The organism is Chitinophaga niastensis, from assembly GCF_003014755.1.
Taxonomy (GTDB): Bacteria; Bacteroidota; Bacteroidia; order Chitinophagales; family Chitinophagaceae; genus Chitinophaga; species Chitinophaga niastensis.
On sequence record NZ_PYAW01000002.1, the window covers coordinates 1,333,480 to 1,357,340 of the forward strand.

At 41.8% G+C, this 23,861-nt stretch carries 17 protein-coding genes; 15 read left to right on the plus strand and 2 right to left on the minus strand.

The genetic code is table 11. The features are described from left to right. Positions 1–8: 8 nt before the first annotated feature. From CLV51_RS13730 to CLV51_RS13775, 10 genes are all read left to right on the plus strand, one after another. Entirely contained in the window at positions 9–4,286 is a 4,278-nt protein-coding gene (locus CLV51_RS13730) for a beta-ketoacyl synthase N-terminal-like domain-containing protein (protein ID WP_158267014.1), read from the plus strand. Positions 4,287–4,813: 527 nt separating this feature from the next. After that, positions 4,814–5,341: a UpxY family transcription antiterminator gene (locus CLV51_RS13735; RefSeq protein ID WP_245898719.1), complete on the plus strand. Its 528-nt coding sequence runs from the start codon at positions 4,814–4,816 to the stop codon at positions 5,339–5,341. Between the two features lie 42 nt (positions 5,342–5,383). Next, a complete protein-coding gene (gene fabD / locus CLV51_RS13740; RefSeq protein WP_211301989.1) occupies positions 5,384–7,777 on the plus strand; it encodes an ACP S-malonyltransferase in 2,394 nt (797 codons plus the stop codon). Positions 7,778–7,822: 45 nt separating this feature from the next. Next, positions 7,823–8,788 carry an acyltransferase domain-containing protein gene (locus CLV51_RS13745; RefSeq protein WP_106528591.1) on the plus strand — a complete coding sequence of 322 codons (966 nt, stop codon included), beginning with the start codon at positions 7,823–7,825 and terminating at the stop codon, positions 8,786–8,788. Between the two features lie 11 nt (positions 8,789–8,799). After that, positions 8,800–9,090 carry a DUF5952 family protein gene (locus tag CLV51_RS13750; RefSeq protein ID WP_106528592.1) on the plus strand — a complete coding sequence of 97 codons (291 nt, stop codon included), beginning with the start codon at positions 8,800–8,802 and terminating at the stop codon, positions 9,088–9,090. A 17-nt stretch (positions 9,091–9,107) separates the two neighbouring features. Beyond that, positions 9,108–9,347 (plus strand): acyl carrier protein, encoded by a 240-nt coding sequence (locus CLV51_RS13755; protein WP_106528593.1) that lies wholly within the window; start codon positions 9,108–9,110, stop codon positions 9,345–9,347. Continuing rightward, positions 9,334–10,560, plus strand: a complete 1,227-nt coding sequence (locus CLV51_RS13760) for a beta-ketoacyl synthase N-terminal-like domain-containing protein (RefSeq protein WP_106528594.1) — start codon at positions 9,334–9,336, stop codon at positions 10,558–10,560. The genes CLV51_RS13755 and CLV51_RS13760 overlap by 14 nt, the downstream gene beginning before the upstream one ends. Before the next feature lie 43 nt (positions 10,561–10,603). Next, positions 10,604–11,869: a hydroxymethylglutaryl-CoA synthase family protein gene (locus CLV51_RS13765; protein ID WP_106528595.1), complete on the plus strand. Its 1,266-nt coding sequence runs from the start codon at positions 10,604–10,606 to the stop codon at positions 11,867–11,869. Continuing rightward, positions 11,866–12,615 (plus strand): enoyl-CoA hydratase/isomerase, encoded by a 750-nt coding sequence (locus tag CLV51_RS13770; protein ID WP_106528596.1) that lies wholly within the window; start codon positions 11,866–11,868, stop codon positions 12,613–12,615. The genes CLV51_RS13765 and CLV51_RS13770 overlap by 4 nt, the downstream gene beginning before the upstream one ends. A gap of 30 nt (positions 12,616–12,645) precedes the next feature. Beyond that, complete coding sequence (locus CLV51_RS13775; protein WP_106528597.1) at positions 12,646–13,395, plus strand: polyketide synthase; 750 nt, start codon at positions 12,646–12,648, stop codon at positions 13,393–13,395. Between the two features lie 145 nt (positions 13,396–13,540). Here CLV51_RS13775 and CLV51_RS13780 read toward each other — a convergent pair whose 3' ends face one another. Both CLV51_RS13780 and CLV51_RS13785 read right to left on the minus strand, forming a co-directional pair. After that, entirely contained in the window at positions 13,541–14,914 is a 1,374-nt protein-coding gene (locus CLV51_RS13780; RefSeq protein WP_211301990.1) for a hypothetical protein, read from the minus strand. A 50-nt stretch (positions 14,915–14,964) separates the two neighbouring features. Next, a complete protein-coding gene (locus CLV51_RS13785; protein ID WP_106528598.1) occupies positions 14,965–15,810 on the minus strand; it encodes a class I SAM-dependent methyltransferase in 846 nt (281 codons plus the stop codon). Positions 15,811–16,076: 266 nt separating this feature from the next. On the opposite strand from CLV51_RS13785, the gene CLV51_RS13790 reads away from it, so the two are divergent. From CLV51_RS13790 to CLV51_RS13810, 5 genes are all read left to right on the plus strand, one after another. Then, positions 16,077–17,114: a bifunctional transcriptional activator/DNA repair enzyme AdaA gene (locus CLV51_RS13790; protein WP_106528599.1), complete on the plus strand. Its 1,038-nt coding sequence runs from the start codon at positions 16,077–16,079 to the stop codon at positions 17,112–17,114. A 439-nt stretch (positions 17,115–17,553) separates the two neighbouring features. Beyond that, positions 17,554–18,594: a helix-turn-helix domain-containing protein gene (locus tag CLV51_RS13795; protein ID WP_106528600.1), complete on the plus strand. Its 1,041-nt coding sequence runs from the start codon at positions 17,554–17,556 to the stop codon at positions 18,592–18,594. Between the two features lie 333 nt (positions 18,595–18,927). Then, the gene (locus tag CLV51_RS13800) at positions 18,928–19,383 is read left to right on the plus strand and encodes a MauE/DoxX family redox-associated membrane protein (RefSeq protein ID WP_106528601.1); all 456 of its coding nucleotides are present in this window, start codon (positions 18,928–18,930) and stop codon (positions 19,381–19,383) included. Positions 19,384–19,407: 24 nt separating this feature from the next. Beyond that, positions 19,408–19,881, plus strand: a complete 474-nt coding sequence (locus CLV51_RS13805; protein WP_106528602.1) for a peroxiredoxin family protein — start codon at positions 19,408–19,410, stop codon at positions 19,879–19,881. 54 nt (positions 19,882–19,935) lie between these two features. Then, a complete protein-coding gene (locus CLV51_RS13810) occupies positions 19,936–22,650 on the plus strand; it encodes a lanthionine synthetase LanC family protein (protein WP_158267015.1) in 2,715 nt (904 codons plus the stop codon). Positions 22,651–23,861 lie beyond the last annotated feature (1,211 nt).

Here is a 23,861-nt window from a genome sequence, read left to right on the forward strand (position 1 = left end):
AGAGATATATGCAGGATCAGTTTTTTATCAATATACATCATCCGGTATTGGGTAATCATCGAGTTTACGGACAGTCGTTGTTACCGGGACTGGCTTATATAGATATGATGTACCAGTTTTTCAGAGAGCATGGTTATGAATACACTGCACTCGAGTTACGTCATCTCAGTATTTACCATCCGCTGATTGTAAGCGAAGATACGGCCGTGGTACTGGATCTTATTTGTACAGAAAAGGAGCCGGGGCAGTGGCAGGTACTCATGGAGGGGAGCGAACATCGGAATGGTATTACCGCTGCCGAAAGGACACGTTATGCAACTGCCATTATGCAACAAACAGCTCCGGCGTTGTTCACAGAGATGCTGGACCTTAGTATAACAACAGCAGATGTACAGCAGATCAGTCTGGATGAAATTTATGCCGTATGCAGCAGCCGCGAAATGGTCCACACCGGACTGATGAAAACAACAGGTAACATTTATCGTGCAGCAACAGTTGCGGTAATGGAAATTGCTGCAGATAACAGTCATACCGCAGAAATTATGTTCCATCCTGCACTTATTGACACCGGCGCTATTGGGGCAGCCGTTTTTTTAGAGCAGCTGTTGGCTGGTGAAGAAAGACTTTTTCTTCCCCTGTTTTATGAATCATTCCAGGCAAGCGCATTGTTACAGGATCAGTGTTATGTAAGGATATTAACGTCTACGGTACAACGAAAAGAAGAGCTGATCACTTTTACCCTGGAATTTTTTAATGTCAGCGGTCAGAAAGTAGCGGAATTGAAAAACTTCAGCAGCAAACTGGTACGTGGAACAGGTTTAATGGAGAACAACGTAGTTCCGTATCCGGTAGCAGAAACGGTTGCAACCCCTGTAACAGGTATCGATGCACTGACAGGAGCGGAAGCACTTGTACGCCGGCTATTGGCAGTGCACCTGAAGAAGCCGGCTATGCGTATTGATGTGCATGCAGGTTATTATGAAATGGGGCTTGACTCTGCGGGGTTGCTGGAACTGGTACAATCCATTGAAAAGGAACTAAAGGTAATTTTATCGCCTACTTTATTATTTGAATATACCACCATCGCCTCACTGGCTCAGCATTTGGGAGAAACATATCCGCATTGTTTCCTGCAGGGCACTGCGCTGCCTGCAACTGCAAAAGTTACAGCAGAAAAGGAAATGCCACCATCAGTTGCAACGGTGGGTGTACGGGAGGATATTGCCATTATTGCTATGGAAGGGCGTTTCCCGGGCGCCGCCAATGTAAAAGCGTTTTGGCAAAATCTGCAGCAGGGAAAGGATTGTATCACAAAGGTTCCGGCGGATCGCTGGAACTTACCCGATTATTTTGAAGGCGGCATGCCGCAAACCGGGAAAACACTTTGTGAATGGGGCGGATTTCTGGATGATGTGACCATGTTTGATCCGCTGTTTTTTAATATATCTCCCAGAGAAGCAGCCAGTATGCACCCAAACGAGCGGCTGTTTCTGGAAACAGTATGGCATCTGTTTGAGCATGCAGGTTATACCCGCGCGCATCTCCGGGAAAAATACCAGGCAAAGGTAGGTGTGTTTGCAGGAGCCATGCATCAGCACTATCAGCCCTTACCTCCCGATGTTTTTCAGGATGCGATATTGGCATTGCATTCTTTTAGTGCTATAGTAAACCGGGTTTCCTACTTTTTTAACCTGCAGGGTCCGAGCATAGCAGTAGATACGATGTGTTCTTCCGCGCTGGTAGCCTTACATATGGCTTGTGAAAGTCTTGCCAATGGAGATTGCCAGCTGGCAATAGCCGGCGGGGTGAATCTTTCCCTGAATCCTTCCAAATATATAGGATTAGGAATTGCGCAGATGTTGGGCAGCCATGTTAACAGCAGAAGTTTTTCTGATGGTGATGGTTATCTGCCAGCTGAAGCGGTAGGCGCAGTATTACTGAAACCACTGTCTGCTGCCATTCGCGATAAAGATCAGGTGTTGGCTGTAATACGCGCTACGGCTACTAATCATGGTGGGCATAGTAGTGGTTACAGCATACCAAATCTGGCGGCGCAGGTGCAATTGATGGAGGACAATTTTAAAAAATCAGGTGTGCATCCGGATTCCATAAGTTATGTTGAAGCAGCGGCCAATGGCTCTGCATTAGGTGATGCCATTGAGATGACTGCGTTGAGCAAAGTATTTGCAAAGGCCGGACAAGAGAAAAACAGATGCGCCATTGGTGCAGTGAAGTCCGGCATTGGCCATGCTGAAGCTGCATCGGGCATCACGCAGCTCATAAAAACAGTGCTGCAATTACACTACCGGCAGCTGGTACCCAGCATCACCACGCAAAAACTGAATCCTAAAATTGATTTTGAAGGTTCCCCTTTTTATCTGCAACAACAACTGGCTGATTGGAACACACACAATAACTATCCACGACGGGCTTGCGTTAGTGCATTTGGCGCCGGTGGATCTAATGCCAGTGTTATTCTGGAAGAATATACAGGCATTACAGGAAAAATAGCACCAGTGTTTTTGCCGGCGCCACAGATAGTGGTGTTGTCTGCCAAAACCCAAATGCAGCTGGAAGTGATGGCGCAACAGCTGCAGGCATTTGTAAAAGAAGCAAAAGAAATACACCTGCCTGACATGGCTTATACATTGCAGACAGGAAGAGAAGCGATGGAATATAGATTGGCATTGGTAGTAACAACAATAGAGGATGTAATGGGCGGGTTGCATGCAGCTTTACGCCTGATCAGGAAGGAAGAAGTGACTATTGGCGTACCTGTTTTTGTAATCATGCAAGAAGGAGAACGTGCCGGTATTGGCTCATTATTTTCCGGGGAGTTGGCAGAAACAGTTACCAGGGCATTAATGGCAGAAAACAATCCGGAGAAACTGGCACATTACTGGGTAAAAGGTGGAGTGATCCCCTGGGAGGAGTTGCATAAAGGAATATCTGTACAAAAAATTTTACTGCCTGTTTATGCTTTTGAAAAAAGAAGATGCTGGATAGAAGGCACACCGGTTATTACGTCACATGTTACATTAGCTGATACTGTAGTTGAGCAGGATACTGAATCGGTAAATACAACGGTAATGGATATACTGGGACGTTTGCTGGGGTTGTCGCCTTCGGAGATAGATGTGAACAAACCTTTGGAGCAATATGGGTTTGATTCCATTTTGCAGGTGCAGCTAATGCAGCAGTTGCAATCCCAGATTTCCGCTGATGTTGAAACCAGTAAATTGATTACCTGTACAACGGCCGCGGAAATCTGTAGTCTTCATTCGTTGTCACATAATGGACATCCGCAACCAACAAAACAGGTCACGCAAAGACGTCCTGCCTCAAACAAACAATTTCCTGAACTGGTACATCTGAACCAGGTAAATGAAGGCCGGCCGGTGTTTTGGTTTCATCCGGTACAAGGTGGTGTGGAATCCTATATCACCATTGCCGGAAAATGCAACCGGCCTTTTTATGGTGTGCAGGCCAGGGGATGGATGACAGATCGGACTCCGTTGCAGGGCGTACAGGCAATGGCAGCGTATTATATTCATGCGTTGCAGTCGGTGCAACCAGCAGGGCCTTATGACCTGGGAGGCTATTCACTTGGTGGCATACTGGCATATGAAATAACGCGGCAGTTGCAGGAGTTGGGTCATACGATCAATAGCATTGTTATGCTGGATGCGGTTTATACAAGTGATTTACAGATGGGCAAAATAAACAATGCTCATAAAACCGGTATATTACAGGCAGTAAATATGATGCTGTTTTCTGCTGTTTTACACCATCCCGAAAAAATTCACGAAACGCTGATTCATCGTGATGCAGTAGATATGACTTTGCCAGATGAGCAATACTGGGAACAGATGATGGTATTGGCAAACGAAAGGGGCCTCACTAAAACCACTGCACAAATGCATCAGTTGGTAGCGCAAAGTGCGAAAGTGCAACGCGGATATGATATGGATAGTTTTTCCGTGCAACCATTACCAGACCCGGATGGGGTGAGTTGTTATTTTTTCCGTAACAGCAGCGGATTATTTTATGGGGAATTATCACCTTACTTTACAGTACCGGATACAGGGCATTCTTCATTGGATCATCTCAATTATTGGGAAGAGTGGGAAAGGCAATTGCCGCATTTTCATATGATGGAAGCTGCATCGCCCAATCATATGATGATGCTGTCAGATCCTGCTTCACATGAAGCTATTGTTAATTTTTGTGAGCAGTTATATGCAGGAAAAGAAGTGCTGCAACAGTTACATGTTGTCATGGAATAATTATATTTATTGAAATATGCAGTTTCACTTGCTGGTTAATATATAATTTGTTATTTTAGTTACGAATGGCTCTTTGTTTTTCCTATTTAGCTTTTATTTTTACATGAACAAATGAAGGTACCCCTGAATAAAATCTCTATGAAAGGAGTTATTTGTCATTGACCCTCAAATTTAGTAAATGATCATTTTTTTTTGTTAAACTATGTAATTTTCCTGTCACACAAATTAGTGGAAACTATGCTCGTCAAGTAAAATAAAATAGCCAAAGAATATAAGACTGACTTTTGAGAAAAATGCCAGACTTTCCGGTACAAAATTTTGACAACGATTGTTAATGATTTTAATATGTTTTGTGACATACATGGGCGGAGCCATACCCGCCAGGTAATCAAATAACCAAGGATATAGGACTGATTTTCCGGAGAAGTACTATCCAGTCCGGTATGTATTTCCCTCTCTTTTATCATCTTCCCTATGCTGGTTACCAGCTTGTTCACTTTATCTTTTTTTGTAAAAAAACCGTTACTATGCTATCCGTATTCATGAGGGAAGTCCCTTCATTGGCTGAGAAAAAATGGTATGTTGTGTATACCCGGCCCAAGTATGAAAAGAAGGTCCTGCAAAGCATTTTATCCCAGGAGATCGAATGTTATCTTCCTGTAAGGGTGGAGCTGAAGCAATGGAGCGACCGTATTAAAAGAATGCAAAGTCCCATCTTTCCAAACTATCTTTTTGTAAAAATAAATCTGGAGAATAAAGTGAAAATTCTTCGGATGGAGGGGGTAATATATTTTGTTGGTTTTGATGGCCAGCCGGTTACTGTCAGTGAAGATGAAATCGAGAAGATCAAAAGGATTGAAAGCCGTGGTGGCGAATTTTATGAGGAATCCTATTACTGTATAGGAGATAAAGTAAGAGTAGTGCACGGTATTTTTTCTGGTATGGAAGGAATTCTGCTGCGTAAGTCCAACCAGGTACGTTTTGTAATCAAATTGCCGGTAATCAGTCAGGCAGTATCTGTAGAGATTGAAAGTTGCGATGTAGAGCGCATCTGATATAAATTATTATGCTCAACCCTTAATATTCAATATTCATTTATGATGAAGGCATTTTTATTCCCGGGGCAGGGCTCACAGCGCAGGGGTATGGGAGAACAGTTGTTTTCCCGGTATCCTGCCTACACAGCCACGGTCAATGATATATTGGGATATGATATTACCACCCTGTGCCTGGAAGATCCGGACCGGCTGTTAAATCAGACAGCTTATACGCAGCCCGCTTTGTATGTAGTGAATGCACTCACCTACATTGACAGGATAGCACATGAAGAGAAACCCGATTTTGTTTTGGGACACAGTCTGGGCGAATATGTGGCCTTGTTTGCAGCAGGCGTATTCTCTTTTGAAACAGGTTTGCAACTGGTGAAGAAAAGAGCTGAAATTATGGCTGCTGTAAAAGACGGCGGCATGGCGGCTTTGCTGGGGCTGAAGATGCCGGCTGTTGAAAAAATACTGCAAACATTTAATTATACGGATATAGATATTGCAAACTATAATTCTGCAGAACAGATTGTTATTTCCGGGTTACGAACAGATATACTCGCTGCGCAAAAGAATTTTGAAGCCAGTGGCGCCAAACTATATTATCCGTTAAATGTAAGTGGTGCCTTTCACTCTCATTATCTGAAGGATGCTGCTGAAAATTTTGGAGAATATGTCAAAAAGATATCCTTCTCTCCGCCACAGATACCGGTTATAGCGAATGTATCTGCCCGGCCTTATACAGCCGCTCTTATTCCGGAAGGATTAACCAGGCAAATAGCCAGCCAGGTAAAATGGTATGAAAGCGTTAGTTATCTGATATGTCAGGGAGATATAACCTTCCATGAAATTGGCCCGGGAGATGTATTGACAAAGATGATGGGTTTTATCCAGGCCAATCCGCTTACAGCCGCCGAAATGAATATTATACCGCCAAAGCCGGCGCTGAAGGTGGCAGACAAAGTAACAACAGGTAGCAATGGCAGCGTATATCCGTTATGGTTAAAGAATTTTGTTCCTGTAAATGAAAATGGAAGCCCGGTTGCAGCGCTACAATTACAGGCTACGCAGCTGGGTGCGGAGAGTTTCCGGCAAACCTACGGCGTTAAGTATGCTTATGCAGCAGGTGCTATGTTTCATGGCATTGCGTCGCAGGAGCAGGTGCTAAGACTAGGACAGGCCGGGATCCTGAGTTTCCTGGGTACAGAAGGATTAACGATACAAAAAGTAGAGGAGGCTGTACAATATATAAAGGAGCAGGCAGGAAAAGAGATACCTTATGGTGTGAATCTCTGGAGTCATCCCGAAAGACCGGAAACTGAAGATCAACTGGTGGCACTTTTCATCAGGCACGGTGTGAAAAATGTGGAGGCAGCTGCTTACCTGGGACTGAGTAAAGCGATCGTATACTATAGAGTGAAAGGTTTATATAAGGATGCCGGAGGAAATATTGTTGCCGGCAATCGTATAATGGCAAAACTATCAAGGCCTGAAATAGTAGAAATATTTCTGGAACCGGCCCCCAAACAGATAGTAGACAGGCTGCTGGAGGAGCGCCTTATTACGGCTGAACAGGCGGAATGGTCGCAACGCTTACCCATGGCAGACGATATTTGTGCGGAAGCTGATTCGGCAGGGCATACCGACCGCAGAATGCCTTATGCACTGCTACCTGTTATACGCCGCATGCGCGATGAGGCCGGGAAGAAATTTTCCGGCAAATACCAAATACGTGTAGGCGTAGCCGGTGGAATAGGTACACCGGAATCGGCAGCAGCTTCTTATTTATTGGGTGCGGACTTTATTATGACCGGCTCTGTTAATCAATGTACGCTGGAAGCAGGCACCAGTAATAGCGTGAAGGATATGCTGGTGGAAATGAACATACAGGATACGGATTATGCGCCTGCAGGTGACTTGTTTGAAATGGGAACCAAAATCCAGGTACTGAAAAAAGGACTGTTTTTTCCTGCAAGGGCCAACAAACTGTTCGACCTGTATCGCCGTTACGAAAGCCTCGACGAGCTACCGGTAAAAGACAGAACACAATTGGAAGAACGTTACTTCAAAAATAGCCTCCAAACTGTATTTGATACACTCATCCAGCAAAAAGATCCTGCTGAAATCAGTAAAGCCCTGCAGCACCCTAAATATAAAATGAGCCTCGTATTTAAGTCTTATTTCTCCGGTAGCATGACAGCCGCACTTTCCGGTAATCTGGAAATAAAAGAAGATTACCAGGTGCATTGTAGCCCGGCATTAGGCGCCTTTAATCAATGGGTTAAAGGAACTGCGCTACATCCCTGGAGAAACAGGCATGCAGACGAAATAGCCATGTTGCTGATGTTGAGTACAGCTGTTTATCTGGGTGATTTCTTTACCAGCCTCGGTAGCTCCGGTATACCCCCTTCCCGGAAAACGGAGCAGGTGCTTACGGGAAGTGTAATCTGATGCCTGCAAGCGGCACATTTATTTTAGATGAATTAATAAGATGATATGCATAAAGCAGTATTTCTATTTGGAGGACAGGGTAGTCAGTATTTTAATATGGGCGAGGAATTATATCGTTCCAACGCTACTTTTCGTAATACACTGTTATGGCTCGATGAGGAGGCATCCCGTATCTTGGGTACTTCAGTAATAGAACAGGTGTACAATAAGGATAAGAAGATGGGGGATGTGTTTGATGATCTGCGCTATACCAATCCGGCCCTTTTTATGGTACAATATGCAATGGTGAAAGTGTTACAGGAAGAGTTGCGCATTTATCCTGCTTATGTGCTGGGTTATAGCCTGGGTGAAATGGTGGCTGCCGCTGTTTCAGGTGCTGTGCATCCTTTGAATATGTTGGCGGCACTTATCCGTCAGGCGGAGCATATTGACCAGGTATGCCGCAAAGGAGGTATGATGGCGGTATTGGATGATCCCGGATTATACCAGCAGGAACCGGAAGTCTTTCGGAATATTACCCTTGCTGCGGTGAATTATAATGAACATTTTATAGTAGCTGCCGATGATCCGGCATTAAAAAGGTTAAAGGCTTACCTGGATGTTACAGGGAAGGTATATAGCCAGCTGCCTGTAAAATACGCTTTCCATACGCAGATGATGGACCCCGCCAGAGATGGTTTTATGGATAGTTTCCGGAATATTAGTTTTTCAAATCCCACCATACCCTTTTTGTCCGGCGTGTATGCGAAACAGTTATATGCCACCAGCCCGGCTTATTACTGGGAGGTAGTGCGCGAACCCATTTGTTTTAATGAGGCCGTGAAAGAACTGGAGCGCAAAGGCGAATATTTTTATATTGATTGCAGCCCTTCCGGAACGTTAAAAAATCTGCTGTCGAAAATGCTGTCTCCCGCATCTGGTTCTGTTCACCATAATATTATGAGTCCTTTCAGGGATGAGTTGAGAAGACTTCAATTGCTGAAGCAACAATATTCTTTCACCACCTTTTAAAGCACATTTTTATGAAAAAGTACACATTAACGATTATATGTGAGTTCCTGAATGAAATGGGTGTACTCGTAAATCATACCCTAAAAACGGAGGCATTGATGGCGCCTCAGCTGGAAGATAAATTTATGTTTATCAGTAAATATCATTTCAAGCCCATCGTAATCAGAATAAAACAAATTATAAATGCATTGACTGAAAGCCCTTATGAGGAGCTGGTTTGCGCTGGCGAAGAAGTAGATGAACTGAATAATATTAAAGAGGTATTTTATCATACATGGGTAATGGCAGATGAAAAAAAATAACCGTCAAAATTAATAAAATGAATAAAGAAGAAATTTTTAAGATGATTGTACAACATACCTGTGAGGTAATTCCTGAACTGGAAGATCATACATTCAAGTCAGGCGATCAGTTGAAAGAACTGGGTGCCAACTCAGTAGATCGCGCTGAAATCATTTCCCTTGCAATGGAGTCGTTATCATTGCAGATACCTATGGTGGAAGTGTTTGGTGCGAAAAACCTTGATGAACTGGCAACCCTGCTGTATGAAAACCAATAGTGCAACGGATACTGTGATTAGCGGTGTAGGTGTTATCACCGCTACCGGCCAGGGAAAAACAGCAGTGATGAATGCATGGCTGGAAGGCCGGCATGCGTTTGATGTCATGAAGCGGCCGGGGAGGCAGCAAGGGACTTCCTTTCTGGGCGCAGAAATTGGGGACATCACATATCCGGAACATTTTTCTAAAAAGATGTTGAGGACAGCCTCTTTTACAGGAAGCGTAGCATTAGTTACGCTGGAAGAAGCATGGAATGAAGCGCGGTTGTCTGAAGTAGCGCCTCACCGGATTGGACTGGTGGTAGGTGGCTCTAATACACAACAGCGGGAACTCATGCAAACCTGCGATGCATACAGGGGCAGGGAGGCATTTCTCCGGCCGGTGTATGGCTTCACTTTTATGGACACGGATGTATGTGGTCTGTGCACAGAAACATTTGGTATCCGTGGTATGTCATATACTGTAGGAGGCGCATCTGCCAGCGGGCAGGTAGCCATTTTGCAGGCTATACAGGCGGTTCAATCCGGGCAGGTGGATGTTTGTATTGCCATGGGCGCCCTGATGGACCTCTCTTATTGGGAGCTGCAGGGTTTCAGATCTTTGGGTGCTATGGGGTCAACCAGTTATGCTTCAGATCCGGGCGGGGCTTGCCGTCCTTTTGATCAGCAGAGTGATGGATTTATTTTCGGAGAGTGCTGCGGTGCTGTGGTTATTGAGCGGGCGGAAACAGCTGCCGCCAGAAATATAAAACCCTATGCTGTCCTTTCGGGCTGGGCTATTGCGATGGATGGCAATCGCAATCCCAATGCATCCTGCGAAGGTGAATGTACGGTTATCCGTAACGCGCTGGAAAAAGCAGGGATCACCTCTGAAGAAATTGATTATGTCAATCCACATGGCAGTGGATCGCCAACAGGTGATGCAACTGAGTTGAAGGCATTGCAGGACTGCGGCCTTTCACATGCATATATTAATGCCACCAAATCAGTTACCGGGCATGGTCTTACTGCTGCCGGAGCAGTGGAAGTTATTGCTACATTACTGCAGATGAAAAGCGGCATACTTCATCCTACCCGAAATCTCACTGATCCTGTTGTACCCGCCATGAACTGGGTAAAACAAACCCCCGTACATCATCAGATAATGCATGCATTGAATTTGAGCTTCGGCTTCGGAGGCATCAATACTGCTATCTGCCTTCGCAGATATTAAAAATTAAAAGACGGCTGTTGCCATCATTCTTAAAAAAACTAGTATGACAAACGTAGGAATAGAAGCCATGAATGTTTTTGGTGGCTCTGCTTATCTCGATGTAATGCAACTGGCAAAACATCGTAAGCTGGATACTGCCAGGTTTGAAAATTTACTGATGAAAGAAAAGGCCGTGGCTTTACCTCATGAAGATCCGGTTACCTTTGCGGTAAATGCTGCAAAACCTCTGCTGGACAGACTTTCACAGGCAGAAAAAGATAGGATAGAATTACTCATTACATGTACAGAATCGGGTATTGATTTTGGTAAATCTATCAGCACATATGTTCATCATTACCTGGGACTGAACCGGAATTGCCGGCTGTTTGAAATCAAACAGGCCTGTTACTCAGGTACAGCAGGGTTTCAGATGGCTATTAACTTTATCCTGGCGCAGGCATCACCGGGAGCTAAAGCGCTGGTAGTGGCAACGGATATTTCGCGGTTTATGGTGGTAGAAGGAGGAGAGGCAATGACAGAAGACTGGTCATTTGCGGAGCCCAGTGGAGGGGCTGGTGCCGTTGCTATTCTTATCAGCAACCAGCCACACGTATTCCGTGTAGATGTAGGCGCCAACGGTTACTATGGTTTTGAAGTAATGGATACTTGTCGCCCGGTGCCCGATAGTGAAGCCGGAGATGCTGATCTTTCCCTGATGTCTTATCTCGATTGCTGCGAACAGGCTTACAGTGAATACAGCAAACGTGTTACAGGTGTGGACTATCAGCAAACCTTTCAATACTTATCATTTCATACTCCCTTTGGAGGCATGGTGAAGGGCGCTCACCGCACTATGATGCGGAAAGTAGCTAAGGTAGTAGCTCCTGCGCAAATTGAGGTGGATTTCCGGCAACGGGTAGTACCCGGTCTTACTTACTGTCAGCGGGTAGGTAATATAATGGGAGGCACTGTTTTTATGTCACTTGCAAGTACTATTGACCACGGAGATTTCGAAGAACCTAAACGTATTGGTTGTTTCTCCTACGGGTCTGGTTGCTGTTCAGAATTTTACAGTGGTGTGGTATCTAAAGACAGCCAGGTAAGGCAACACCAGCTTGGGCTGCAAAAAAATCTGGATGAGCGTTATCATCTTTCTATGAATGAGTATGAGACGCTGTTGGCAGGAAGTGGCACTATTCGTTTTGGTACCCGTAATGTAAAATTGGATACACAGCTGATTCCGGGAGCATGGGTTGCTTCAGCAGGAAAACAGCAGTTGTATCTCAAAGAAATCAGGGAGTTTCACCGTAAATATGAATGGATAGCATGAACTATGATACTATTAAGGTCCGCTTTCAGTCGCCGGTATGTTTCATTCAATTTTTTCGTCCGCAGGCAAATAATACCATCAATGATCTGTTAGTGGAAGAATGTCTGAGTGTATTATCACAATACGAGGATACGGCAACCATCATAGTATTGGAAGGCCTGCCGGAAGTATTCTGTTTCGGAGCAGATTTTGAAGCTACCATCAATAATAATGGAAAGGTGAAAGGGCCGGAGCCACTGTATGATCTATGGCTGAAGCTCGCACAGGGGCCGTTTATAAGTATTGCTTACGTACGTGGAAAAGCCAATGCCGGAGGGATAGGATTTGTAGCTGCCTGTGATATAGTTATTGCAGATGAAACCGCACAATTCAGTCTCTCAGAATTATTATTCGGTTTGTTGCCTGCCTGTGTAATGCCTTTCCTGGTCCGCCGTATCGGATTCCAGAAGGCACAATACCTTACACTGATGACCAGGCCGGTACCTGTGCATCAGGCGCATGCCTGGGGGCTGGTAGACGCTTATGATGCAACAGGAGATACCTTGTTACGTACACACCTGTTAAGATTGAGATATCTGTCCAAACAGGGAATAGTACGTTACAAGCATCTTATGAGATCTCTTTATGATCTCTCACAATCAAAGTCACTGGCTATTGAAGCCAACAAAGAGGTGTTCTCTGATACAGAAAATCTGCAGCGCATTGAGCGCTATGTTAAGACCGGTCTGTTTCCATGGGAACACTAACACTTTTACTTCTTATAAACGAGATAAAGTATGATGGACTCCGTTATAGATCTGCGGGAAACAGAACCTGGTATAGTGCAGCTTACCATGCAGGACAAAGTGCATAAGAACGGTTTTTCAGAAGCCCTGATGAATGGTCTGGTACAGGCTTTTGAAACCATTAAAAATAATGAACGTTTCAAGGTGGTGATCGTAACCGGTTATGAAAATTATTTTGCTTCCGGAGGAACGCAGGAAGCCCTGCTGGCCATCTATGAAGGGAGAGCAAGTTTTACGGATGTGAATTTGTATAGTCTCGCACAGGATTGCAGCATACCAGTGATCTCAGCCATGCAGGGACATGGTATCGGCGGTGGATTTATTTTCGGCATGTTTGCCGATTTTATTGTGCTGAGTAAAGAAAGTATTTACACTACCAATTTTATGAAATATGGTTTTACTCCCGGCATGGGAGCTACCTATATACTTCCTCAGAAATTTGGTGTAAGCCTTGCACATGAAATGTTGCTAACCGCTGCTAATTACCGGGGAGCACAGCTGGAAAAAAGGGGTATTCCATATCCTGTTTTACCAAGGAATGAAGTGCTGGCCTATGCCTATGAGCTGGCCAGACAGATAGCAGACAAGCCGCTGCATTCGCTGATCACGCTCAAAGATCACCTGGTGGGGCCGGCAAGGGAACAGTTAGCAGCCATCATTAAAAAAGAGGTACAGATGCACGAAAAAACATTTCATCATCCGGAAGTTAAAGAACGGATCATGGCATTATTCGGCAAGTAAGATAACTCCCTGGAAACAGCGGAACGTAGCAGCCTTCAGGTCATTGGATCTGAAGGCTGTTTTTGTGAATTCAATATTAATTCCGGTTTTTAGTTTTCAATGCATACCAGCTATAAATCCCTGACAGAGGATTTTCCGCCCACAATTAAACCACTTCTGTAAAACCACTTTTATCGGTAATGTTCCCGCCCTCATTTATCAATATTTTACCCGACTTTGAGGATGCTCTTATATTTGTTAAAGGAGTAGTTCCACCATTACTGATAACAATGGCATTTGCATTTTTTCCTTCAGCGGCTACTTGTCCTGAAACACTTATCCTGTTTATTTTTCCACCTTCCACAGTATAGCTGCTCACCTCATCTCCATAAGTTATTATATCCCCTTTCACTACTAAGTTTTGTACTTCGCCACCGGGTTTAATGCTGAAGGCTATGGCTGGAAGCGGCATCAGCAGACCTTTCACCAAAGTATTTCCTATGGAGCCGTGTGTTGTTATGCCTTCTTCCATTTCAATGCTTCCGATAGGTTTGCTCACTTGTATCCCAATAGCGCCATCACCGTAGGTGGTGATAGATTTCATTTTAATTGTATTTACGGTGCCGTCGTATTGATTAAAGCCTCTGGCGCCTAAACCATGTGTGATTATTTCCTTTTTGGCTATAAAAGTGTTCACTGTTCCAAAATTCACAAAACCGATTCCACTTGGTCCGTAAGAGGTTAATTTTTCATTCACCGTCCAGCTATCTACTGAACCCCAGGTATCCAGTACCATATCATTTACACCATATGTTACAATCTCTCCATTGTTGGTAACGTTTTGGGCTTTAACACCAAAAACGATAAATACACCGCCGGTAATTATATCTGCAGTGCCATAAGGAAGCATGCCATTAGCATAAACGGCTCCGGTAGTAAGATTTTCGAGTACCACCCAGCCGCCGTTATCGCCATAGCCCCCCACAAAAATACCGGAGCCAATGACCGGTGCATTTTTTCTGCCAACTGTAATGTTGGTAATATTAGCGATAATGTTGCTATTAGGATCTCCATTAAAATTATAAACAGTGAAAGCACCCTGATAAACGTTTACACCATATTTTTGTGGTTGCTCGCTGTATCTGCGTGCATCGCAGGAAACTACATCTACGTTATCGGCATTGAGCATAAGTCTGTTTGTACCCTGGCGTATCATAAGAGAAACCTGTCCTGTTACCGAAAGATTGTTTAATGTAACCGTCCCCATATCAGTCAAACCTGTTTGCGAAAAAATGGCTCTGCAGGATGGCGTGGTCATAATGGTCAGGTTCCTAATAACATTGTTGGCTGTAATGCCAATACCATCGCCATTATTGAAACTGAGCAGGCATTTGTCCTTGTCCGCACCCGTAAGGGCATAGCCCGGTGGTAAAAAGATAGCATAAGGACAAAGAATTGAAGTTTGTAATTCGAGGATTTGAGGATGATTCATGGCTAGTGCCTGCATGAGCTCTATCAGAGAAGATATTTTAGTCACCATAGCAGCTGTATATAATCATATAGAACCAATTGATCTATCTGTTAGTACTCCTACTTTTCTGCAGCAATTATAATTGCTGCATATTCCAGTTTAGCTTCCCCTTTTATGTTTTTGGACTCAAATTCTTTTGAAACTTCAGCTTTGATAGCTGCTTTTGTGGCGTCATCTGCGCCGGACATAGCTGCAACAATCGGTGCGCCTACATCCATCATCATTTCCCAGTAACGCTCAAAACTTTGGTAATCTACTGTACCGCTAATCTGCTTCTCCACAATATTTTTAAATCCTGCTTTTTTAAAAAGTTCACTCATCACTTCCGGCCCGGCGCAACGAAACATGCCCGGCGCATCGGGTGCTGGCGGTGGTAATACCAGTTGTTTTTGAATGACACTAAGGATGGTGGTGACCCAGTTATTCTGTTGTGGTCCTGCCCATACTGCTACTGCGAGCCTTCCTTTGGGCTTTAACACCCGGTACATTTGCCTGGCAGCCAGTAGCATATCCGGGAAGAACATAAAGCCCATCCGGCAGCTGATGGCATCAAAGGTGTTAGCAGGAAAGGGTGATTCGCAGACATCAGTGACCAGGGGTTCATAATTTTTCAGACCTTTTGCCTCGGCATTAGCAAGGGCAATGATCAGCATATCTTTTGAGAGGTCGGTACCAACCACCTTTCCGCCCGGTATGAGCCGGGCAATGGTAAGGCCGGGCTCTCCTGTACCTGTGGCAATATCCAGCACCAGGTCTTTATCTTTTAATTGAAGGCTGTGTATGATAGCTTCGCCCATGGGTCGCAAGAAATCCATAGTAAAGGCGTCCCATTTTTTCCATCCGGAGGAAAATTTATTCCAGGATTGTTTTTGTTGTTCACGGATCTGTTCAAGTGCAGTGTCCATAACAAGAGATCATTTGGGTGAGGTAACTAAAAGCAGCAGGGGGCTGCAGTGCTACTAATATACAAAAAACGGGGCAAATGCTTATTTTCTCATTATCAACAAGGACTTTTGGCGTACTTGTAGTAGCCTGCTTTTGAAGTGCTCATTTGCAAAAGTAGTTTGATAAGGTGTATTCGCTGATCACTCAGGCAGATAAAAAAATACTTGTTAAGTTTTCGGTTGCACGCCTGGTTGAACATGTCTAATTTTGAAAAAAATGGATAAAGATGTTGACTAACGAAATTATGTATAAAGCACTTGTTGAGAAGGATGTTGCTTATGAGGGTACGTTCGTCGCAGCGGTTAAGACAACAGGAATATTTTGCCGGCCAACCTGCACCGCACGAAAGCCGAAAGAAGAAAATGTTGAATTTTTCAAAACAACCAGGGAAGCAATATTGAAAGGATACAGACCATGCAAAGTGTGTAATCCTTTAGAAAAATTAGGAGAGACACCTGATTTTATAAAAGCCATACTGAACGAATTAAACATAAATCCGTCTGCAAAATTTAAGGACGGAGATTTAATGGAGAAAGGAATTGAACCAAGCAAAATAAGAAGGTGGTTCTTGAAAAATCATGGTATAACATTTCACGCTTATCAAAGAATGTTTCGTATTAATTCTGCATTTAAAAAAATACAACAGGGGGAAACAATTACAGCTGTTGCTTTTGATTCAGGTTATGAATCTTTAAGTGGATTCACGGATTCGTTTAAATCTGTTTTTGGCGTATCTCCTTCCAATAGTAAAGATAAACAAATCATAAACATTACGCGGCTTGAAACGCCATTGGGGACAATGTTTGCATGTGCAGTGGAGCAGGGTATCTGTCTGTTGGAATTTACCGACCGTAAGATGTTAGAAACAGAATTGAAGGCGTTAGCAAAGCAACTAAATGCAAATATTATTCAGGGTGCTAACAAACATTTTGAATTACTAAAGCGGGAGCTGGACGAATATTTTGAAGGGAAAAGAAAAGTATTTACAGTGCCGTTGTTTGCTCCAGGTACGGTTTTCCAGCAATCCGTGTGGAAAACGTTGCAAACTATTCCATATGGAGCAACCCATTCTTATAAACAACAATCCATAGCGATGAATAAACGGGAAGCTGTTCGTGCTGTTGCCAATGCAAATGGAATGAACAGGATTTCAATCATCATTCCTTGCCACAGGGTAATTGGTGAAGATGGCAACCTGACTGGTTATGGCGGTGGACTATTAAGAAAGAAATGGTTGCTTGACTTAGAACAATCCAATCTTTGAATTTATAGCAGTTTGGAACCCCCACCGAAACTGCGATCAGTAATGCCAAAAAAATAATTAACTGCCTTAATTTTTTTTAAATAAAAATATACAAACCAGTCTGTTCGGAATGAAAAAGAGAAAAAATAATGCACTAAAAAAAGAATAGAAATGTATCTATTCCTTTTTTAGTGCATTATTTTTAAAGAGAAATATAACGCCAACGGATATACGATAAATGCACCTTATATCATTACATTTGCCGTTAACAATTGATGATCAGCAGCAGGAGGCTCCAATGTTAAGTTTTTATTATCGCCGTATAGTAGCAGTGGCGACTGCTAATTTGTAAGGATGCTTTCCCGGTTGTTATCCTATTAGCGCCTATACATTTGACCCGGCACTAATACCCTGAGCAGTTGGGTGAGTTGATAGCATCATCCATTAAATTATTGATAGAATGACTACAGACGAGTATCCTGCTACTATGAAATTCCTGTTATCATCAAAATCTGAAGGAAATACCATCTCATCTAACCAACTACCGCCACATTACCAGCGCCACGCTTTTAAAGATGCTGTTGTTGAGTTTAGTGAAGGTTCTTTTGGTTGTTTTTCTGTACAAGAGATAAGGAGTAAGTCGTGGGTAATAGGCTGGTTAAATTTTTCCATCAGAAAACCTATCAGACTGAATACCATTATAGACCAGCCTATGGTAGCTATAGTCTGTATATTAAAAGGGAATATCTCTTATGAATTACAGGGTTATGGTAATTTAATGCTGCGTAAAAACATGTATGGATGCTATTACATACCGGCCGATTCAAAAAATACTGCATCCTTTGCAGTAGATGAGCACGAGGCCGTTTATTGCTCATTTTCGAACGATTTTTTACTTTCTTTCGTAACACAGCACCCTAACTTTCAGCAATTATATGATGCGCAGCAGAATCGGTCACAGAATGGAAATGCCTTATCCACTTTCAAAGTAAATATAGAAGAACGAAGAATACTGGATGCTATCAGGCAGTGTAATTTAACAGGCCCAGCTAAGCATATTTTTTTTCATGCCAGAATTAATGACCTGCTAATCAGTTATTTTAATTCCCTGGAAGTAGCTGATAAAAAACAGTACCGAAGTATAGACCAACAAATCAGGTTGCGGGAAATCCAGGTATTTATCCAGGATAACTTCCACTTACCACTCAAGGTGCAGACTTTAAGCAAACAGGCAGGTATGAACCTGCGCAGCTTTGAAAAGGGGTTTAAAGAGCTTTTCGGTATCAGGCCTAAGGAATATATAGAACAGCAGAGAGTAAGCAGGGCTGCTCAATTACTGGAGGCTACCAATATACCGGTTACATCCATTGCATACCAGGTAGGTTTTGCGGGCACCAATTACTTTTCATTCGTATTTCGAAAAATTCATAATTGTTCACCAAGAGAATTCCGGCAGAAATGGCTGGAGAAGAACAAAATAGCAAGCGACCAAGATTTGTAGTTTTTTTTATTCGAATTATTGAACATTAATTTAAAATTAATTTTTGACATTTACAGAACAGGGATAGAGATATACATTTTGATTGCAGCGTTATCCCCCATAGGTCAACATAATAATTTACAAGCTAATAGTTGAGAATTATCAGCTGAGCACTGCTTTTCGGAAAAACCAAGGAGTATTAAAACCCTACAATCCATAGATTTATGCCAACAACTACCTCAGAAGAACCATAGTAACAGTACTATACAAGAAATATTTCTTTTACATTTTTCATTTCAGTACCATGAAATGAGGTGACTCAATTATGCCTTGAAGTCTAAAATATTCATAATTATGAAACGGGACACTATTGTTGACGTTATTACCTATCTATTGATTTTATTGTTTGTGTATACAGCGGCAACTAAGCTGCTCCTCTTTGGATCCTTTAAAGTTCAGATGACGCAACAGCCCCTGCCAAGGGTTTTTGTACCGGTATTAATTATTGGGATTCCATTAATTGAAATATTAATTGCTTGCTGTTTATTAATACCCAGGCTAAAAAAAACAGGGTTATTTGCTTCCCTGTTTTTGATGAGTGCATTTACCATATATGTTGGCTATATGTTGGTATCTGTACCTCATCATAGCCTGCCTTGCTCTTGTGGAGGTATCATTAAACAAATGACATGGAAGCAACACCTGTTCTTCAATTTATTTTACACTTTACTTGCCTTCACTGGGGTATTGTTAAGCAGTAAATGGTTTCAAGCCAAACGGGACGATTTACAGGAAGTTAAGTATACATAAATAATAGGCCTTCAACTGAACGATATGAAGAAAGTACTTTTTTGTGCGCTTATTTTTTGCGTAACTATTTGTGCATGCAATAAAAAAAGTGATATCCCGGTTTTTAATTTATTGCTGCTTGATAGTACTACTAAGCTAAGTACCAGCAAAATACCTGATGGGAAGCCTGTAATGATTATGTTTATTAGCCCCGATTGCGAGCATTGTGAAGAGCAAACGACTGATTTGCTTAAAAATATGGATTCATTAAAATCAGTTCAATTTTACTTTGTCAGTATTGATCCTATTGACCGGCTGAAGGCTTTTAACAAGGATCATAAGTTAGCTGATTACCCCAATATTACTTTGGGAAGAGATTATACTTTTTCATTTCCAAAGTATTTCGAAGTAAATACAGCTCCTTTTTCAGCCCTTTATGATAAGCATAAGCAATTGAAACTTGTTATAAAGGGAGGGTTTAAAGTGAGTCAAATTATGGCGGAAGTAAATAAGTTGTAAAATAACAATAAACAAATACTGTTTTACATAATCTGAAAATATATGCAGGACATATTGAGTAATAAAACACTTATTACAGAGAACGATTCAAATCCCGATAGCAGGCAATATATAAACTTTGCAGATACCCTTGAAAAATATGGCTTGCAATATATAAATACTGACTATTACCTGCAGGTTGGTGAAATCATCCAGGTGCAAGGTTGGATATTACATCTGTCTGTCATTAAACCTCAGTTGTCAGCATTATTTGAAATAGTCATTCCTGAGTTGATCCGGGAAAATGTGCCCTTTAAAATTATCAGAAATAATGAAATAGCTAAATATTTATTAGATGCTAACCTGGGTTATGCAAAGCTTGGTAAGGTGGTATGCATTTATCCTAAAACAGATAAGGAGGCACTGCTGTTGGCACAAAAGTTAATCCGGTTAACTGCATCATTCAGAGGGCCAGCTATCCCTACAAATATACATTTGGGTAGTATTGTTTATACCCGTTATGGAAGTTTTAATCCCATTATGAGGACTGATACTCCTGATGGAGAAGCGCCCGGCAACGAAATCAGGTATATATATAACACAAAGGGTGAATTAGTACCGGATTATTATACCATCCCTTTTGTGCTACCAGAAAATGTGGTATGGCCATTTGGTGAGATTACCCAACCTCAGGTACCTGTATCCAAGAAGCTATTAAAAAATACTTATAAACCGCTGACTGTTATCAAACCAGATGCGAAAGGCAGGGTAATAAAAGGTATTTACATAAAAGGATTTTTGAACATAAAGCATTGCATCATTAAGGAAGGGAAATACAATATGTGGGTAGATGAACAGGGAAGAGATATACAGGACCGGCTAATGTGGCAACATGAACTTTGTAAAGACCTTGCTAATGATATTCCATTTCCCAAAATTTTCGATTTATTTAAGGAGAACAATGATATGTACCTGGTGATGGAATTCATAAAGGGTGATTCTTTAGAAAATATTGTGTTATCTACTTACAAAGGAAATAGTTGGTTTCAGCTATCCGCAGCGAATCAATTATTATTGATTGGTTACCTGTTAAAAATAATAACCATTATACAACGATTCCATGAAAGAGCATATGTACATCGGGATATAACACCTAATAATTTTTTAATAGATAAGAAAGGTCGGATTTTTTTGATTGATATGGAACTTTCTTATTCTTTGGCTAACAGGAAACCATATCCGGCATTTAAGCTAGGTACATTCGGATATTACTCACCTGAACAAGAGGCGCAGCAAACACCTACCATCAAAGAAGATATTTACGCTATAGGAGCACTGATGGCATTCATTTTCACAGGTCTGACGCCAGTTAAATTTGGTATAAACGTTCCTGGTAAACTTATTAAAAGCCTGCTTTTTTTTACAAGAAATGAGTTTTTGAGTGATACAATAGCGAAGTGCTTAAGTACTACTCCCCAGGAAAGACCTCTTCTGGAAACCATTAAAGAAAATATTGAGAAATATCAGCGTGAATTAGTAATGCATCTTTCACAAGTTGAGAATATAAGCGCAGAAATTCCTGACAAGGATCGGGAGCAGAAATTCACAGATTTGATTAATGCGGCACTAAAGGGACTAACAAGTACCCGGTTAATGACTGAGGATTGTTTGTGGGATGCTCAAATACTTAAAAAAGATGAATCGATGGGAACGGTGCAGGTAGAGAGAGCGTATTCGGCAGAACTACATAATGGTATGACTGGCATTGTATATATGCTATCAAAAGCAAAAATACTTGGTTACAATATTGATCCCATTATGGAAGGATATGCCAATAGCTGGAAATATCTACAGGCTACTTGCCTGAATAATATTTCAACACTAAAGCCTGAGCTCTATGGGGGGGCGGCTGGTATTGCTTTGGCTATATCTGAGGGAATGAATGCGGGATTATTAGCTCCGGACAATGAATATAAATTATACCTGCAACAATGTTTTCAGAACGTTTCAGAGAATTTGGATCTAGCCGCTGGTGTAGCCGGACAAGGTATTGCCTTGCTTCAATGCAGGCGTTGGTTATCCCCAGACTTTACTACGCCATTATTGACCCAGTATTTGGAAACATTACTTGCTAAGCAACAGGATGATGGTTCCTGGAACACGGATAATACGCCAGGGAGCAAAAAAAACAAAATAATTGGCCTGGCATATGGCGTCTCAGGCATCGTTTGTTTTCTACTAATGTACGCTAATCTGTACCCTGATGAACACCTGAACAATACTATCAGGAAAGCATTGGGTTGGTTGAAAAGACAATCGACCAGGAAAAAGGATATTTATTATTGGAATGATGCAACAAGAAAGAAGTCAATAAGCCAATTTAGTTGTGATATTGGCATTCCGGGTATAGCATTAGTATTTATCAAAGCATATAAGCATTTTAAAGATCCATTTTATAAAGAAATAGCAACAGGTACTTTACAAGCACTTTCAAGCTGCCCGGTTCATGTTGACTATTCTCAAGCAATGGGCATAGCCGGATTGGGAGAAGTTTACCTGGAAGCGTATAAAGCTTTTAAAGAGGAAGAATGGCAACATCGGGCAAATTGGATTGCAAATTCCTTTGCACATACGCTTCTTGAAAATAAAGATGGTGTAAGGTATTGGTCTATGAACGATTACCCCGATCCTGTAGCCGATCTGATGACAGGAAGTAGTGGTATTATTCATTTCCTGATGAAATATCAATTGCCGGATAAGCTGGATTATCTATTATTATCTACTGATTAAAACAGGCTTTAATTTTTTAGTATTAATATTTTGAACTGCTTCAAATATTGGAGCAAAAGGAATTATTGTGCGCAATAATAATAACAATATCCAGTTTTGCTGCAGCCAGGCTGGATAAAACAGGGGAAACCGAAAACCTGAAAAAGAGTAGGTAATTATTTAATTATTTAAAGTTTTTATTGCTTTTTGAATTTAAAAAGCAAACATAATATGATAAATACAAGAATTTTGCTGGGAGCTACTACTTTTGTTTTAGCTATCGCCGGCGCTATCTCAACAATGGGAAGCAACAGAAATATAAATGGCAGGGTACTTACTGTAAATAAGATAGTGTGTACGCTTATTAGCGTCAATTGCGGCTTTAATAATCTTAAGCCTATTTGTACTACAGGAACTGCACTTCATAGAACCGTATGGACAGTTAATAGTACTTGCAAACTTCACCACCTCTATAAGATTCAATAGGACCTTTGTTTCTTGATCATTAAAAACTATGATTGGATCCGACATTAGGTTGAATTTTCAAGCAGCTGGATGATCTATTTCCAGCTGCTTTTCTTTTGGTAAGATAGCATTTTCAAAAAAATAACTCCGCGCTATTTTAACACTTGTACATGGTGAATTTAATGCGCAGTAATGAGCTTTACTATTTTTATGCTTCAATAATAACATGCCTATTGTCTGGGCCTTGATCACGAGCGTGTTCGTTTTTACCCTCCTTGCCCAATTTAAATCCTTATCCTGTAACCCTTTCTGGTTAAATGAATTATTGTGATGAATAACACCAGATTTATTATAGCCAGTCCGGATAAGTTAAGCAGAAAACAAAACGAATAGAAGATGATTGTTTAATAACCATTAAAGTTTTTATTGCTTTTTAAATTCAAAAAGCAAGCATAATATGATAAATTCAAGAATTTTGCTGGGTGCTGCTACTTTTATTTTAGCCATAGCTGGCGCTATCTCAACAATGGGAAGTAACAGAAATATAAATGGCAGGGTACTTACTGTAAATAAGATCGTATGTACGCTTATTAATTGCAATTGCGGCATAAACGTTATTGGCCCTTTATGTACTACAATGACTGCACTTCATAGAACCATATGGACACTTAATAGTAATTGCCAAGTTCACAAACTCTATAGGATTCAATAGGACCTTTGTTTCTAGATCATTAAAAGCTATAATTGGATCCGACATTAGATTAGAT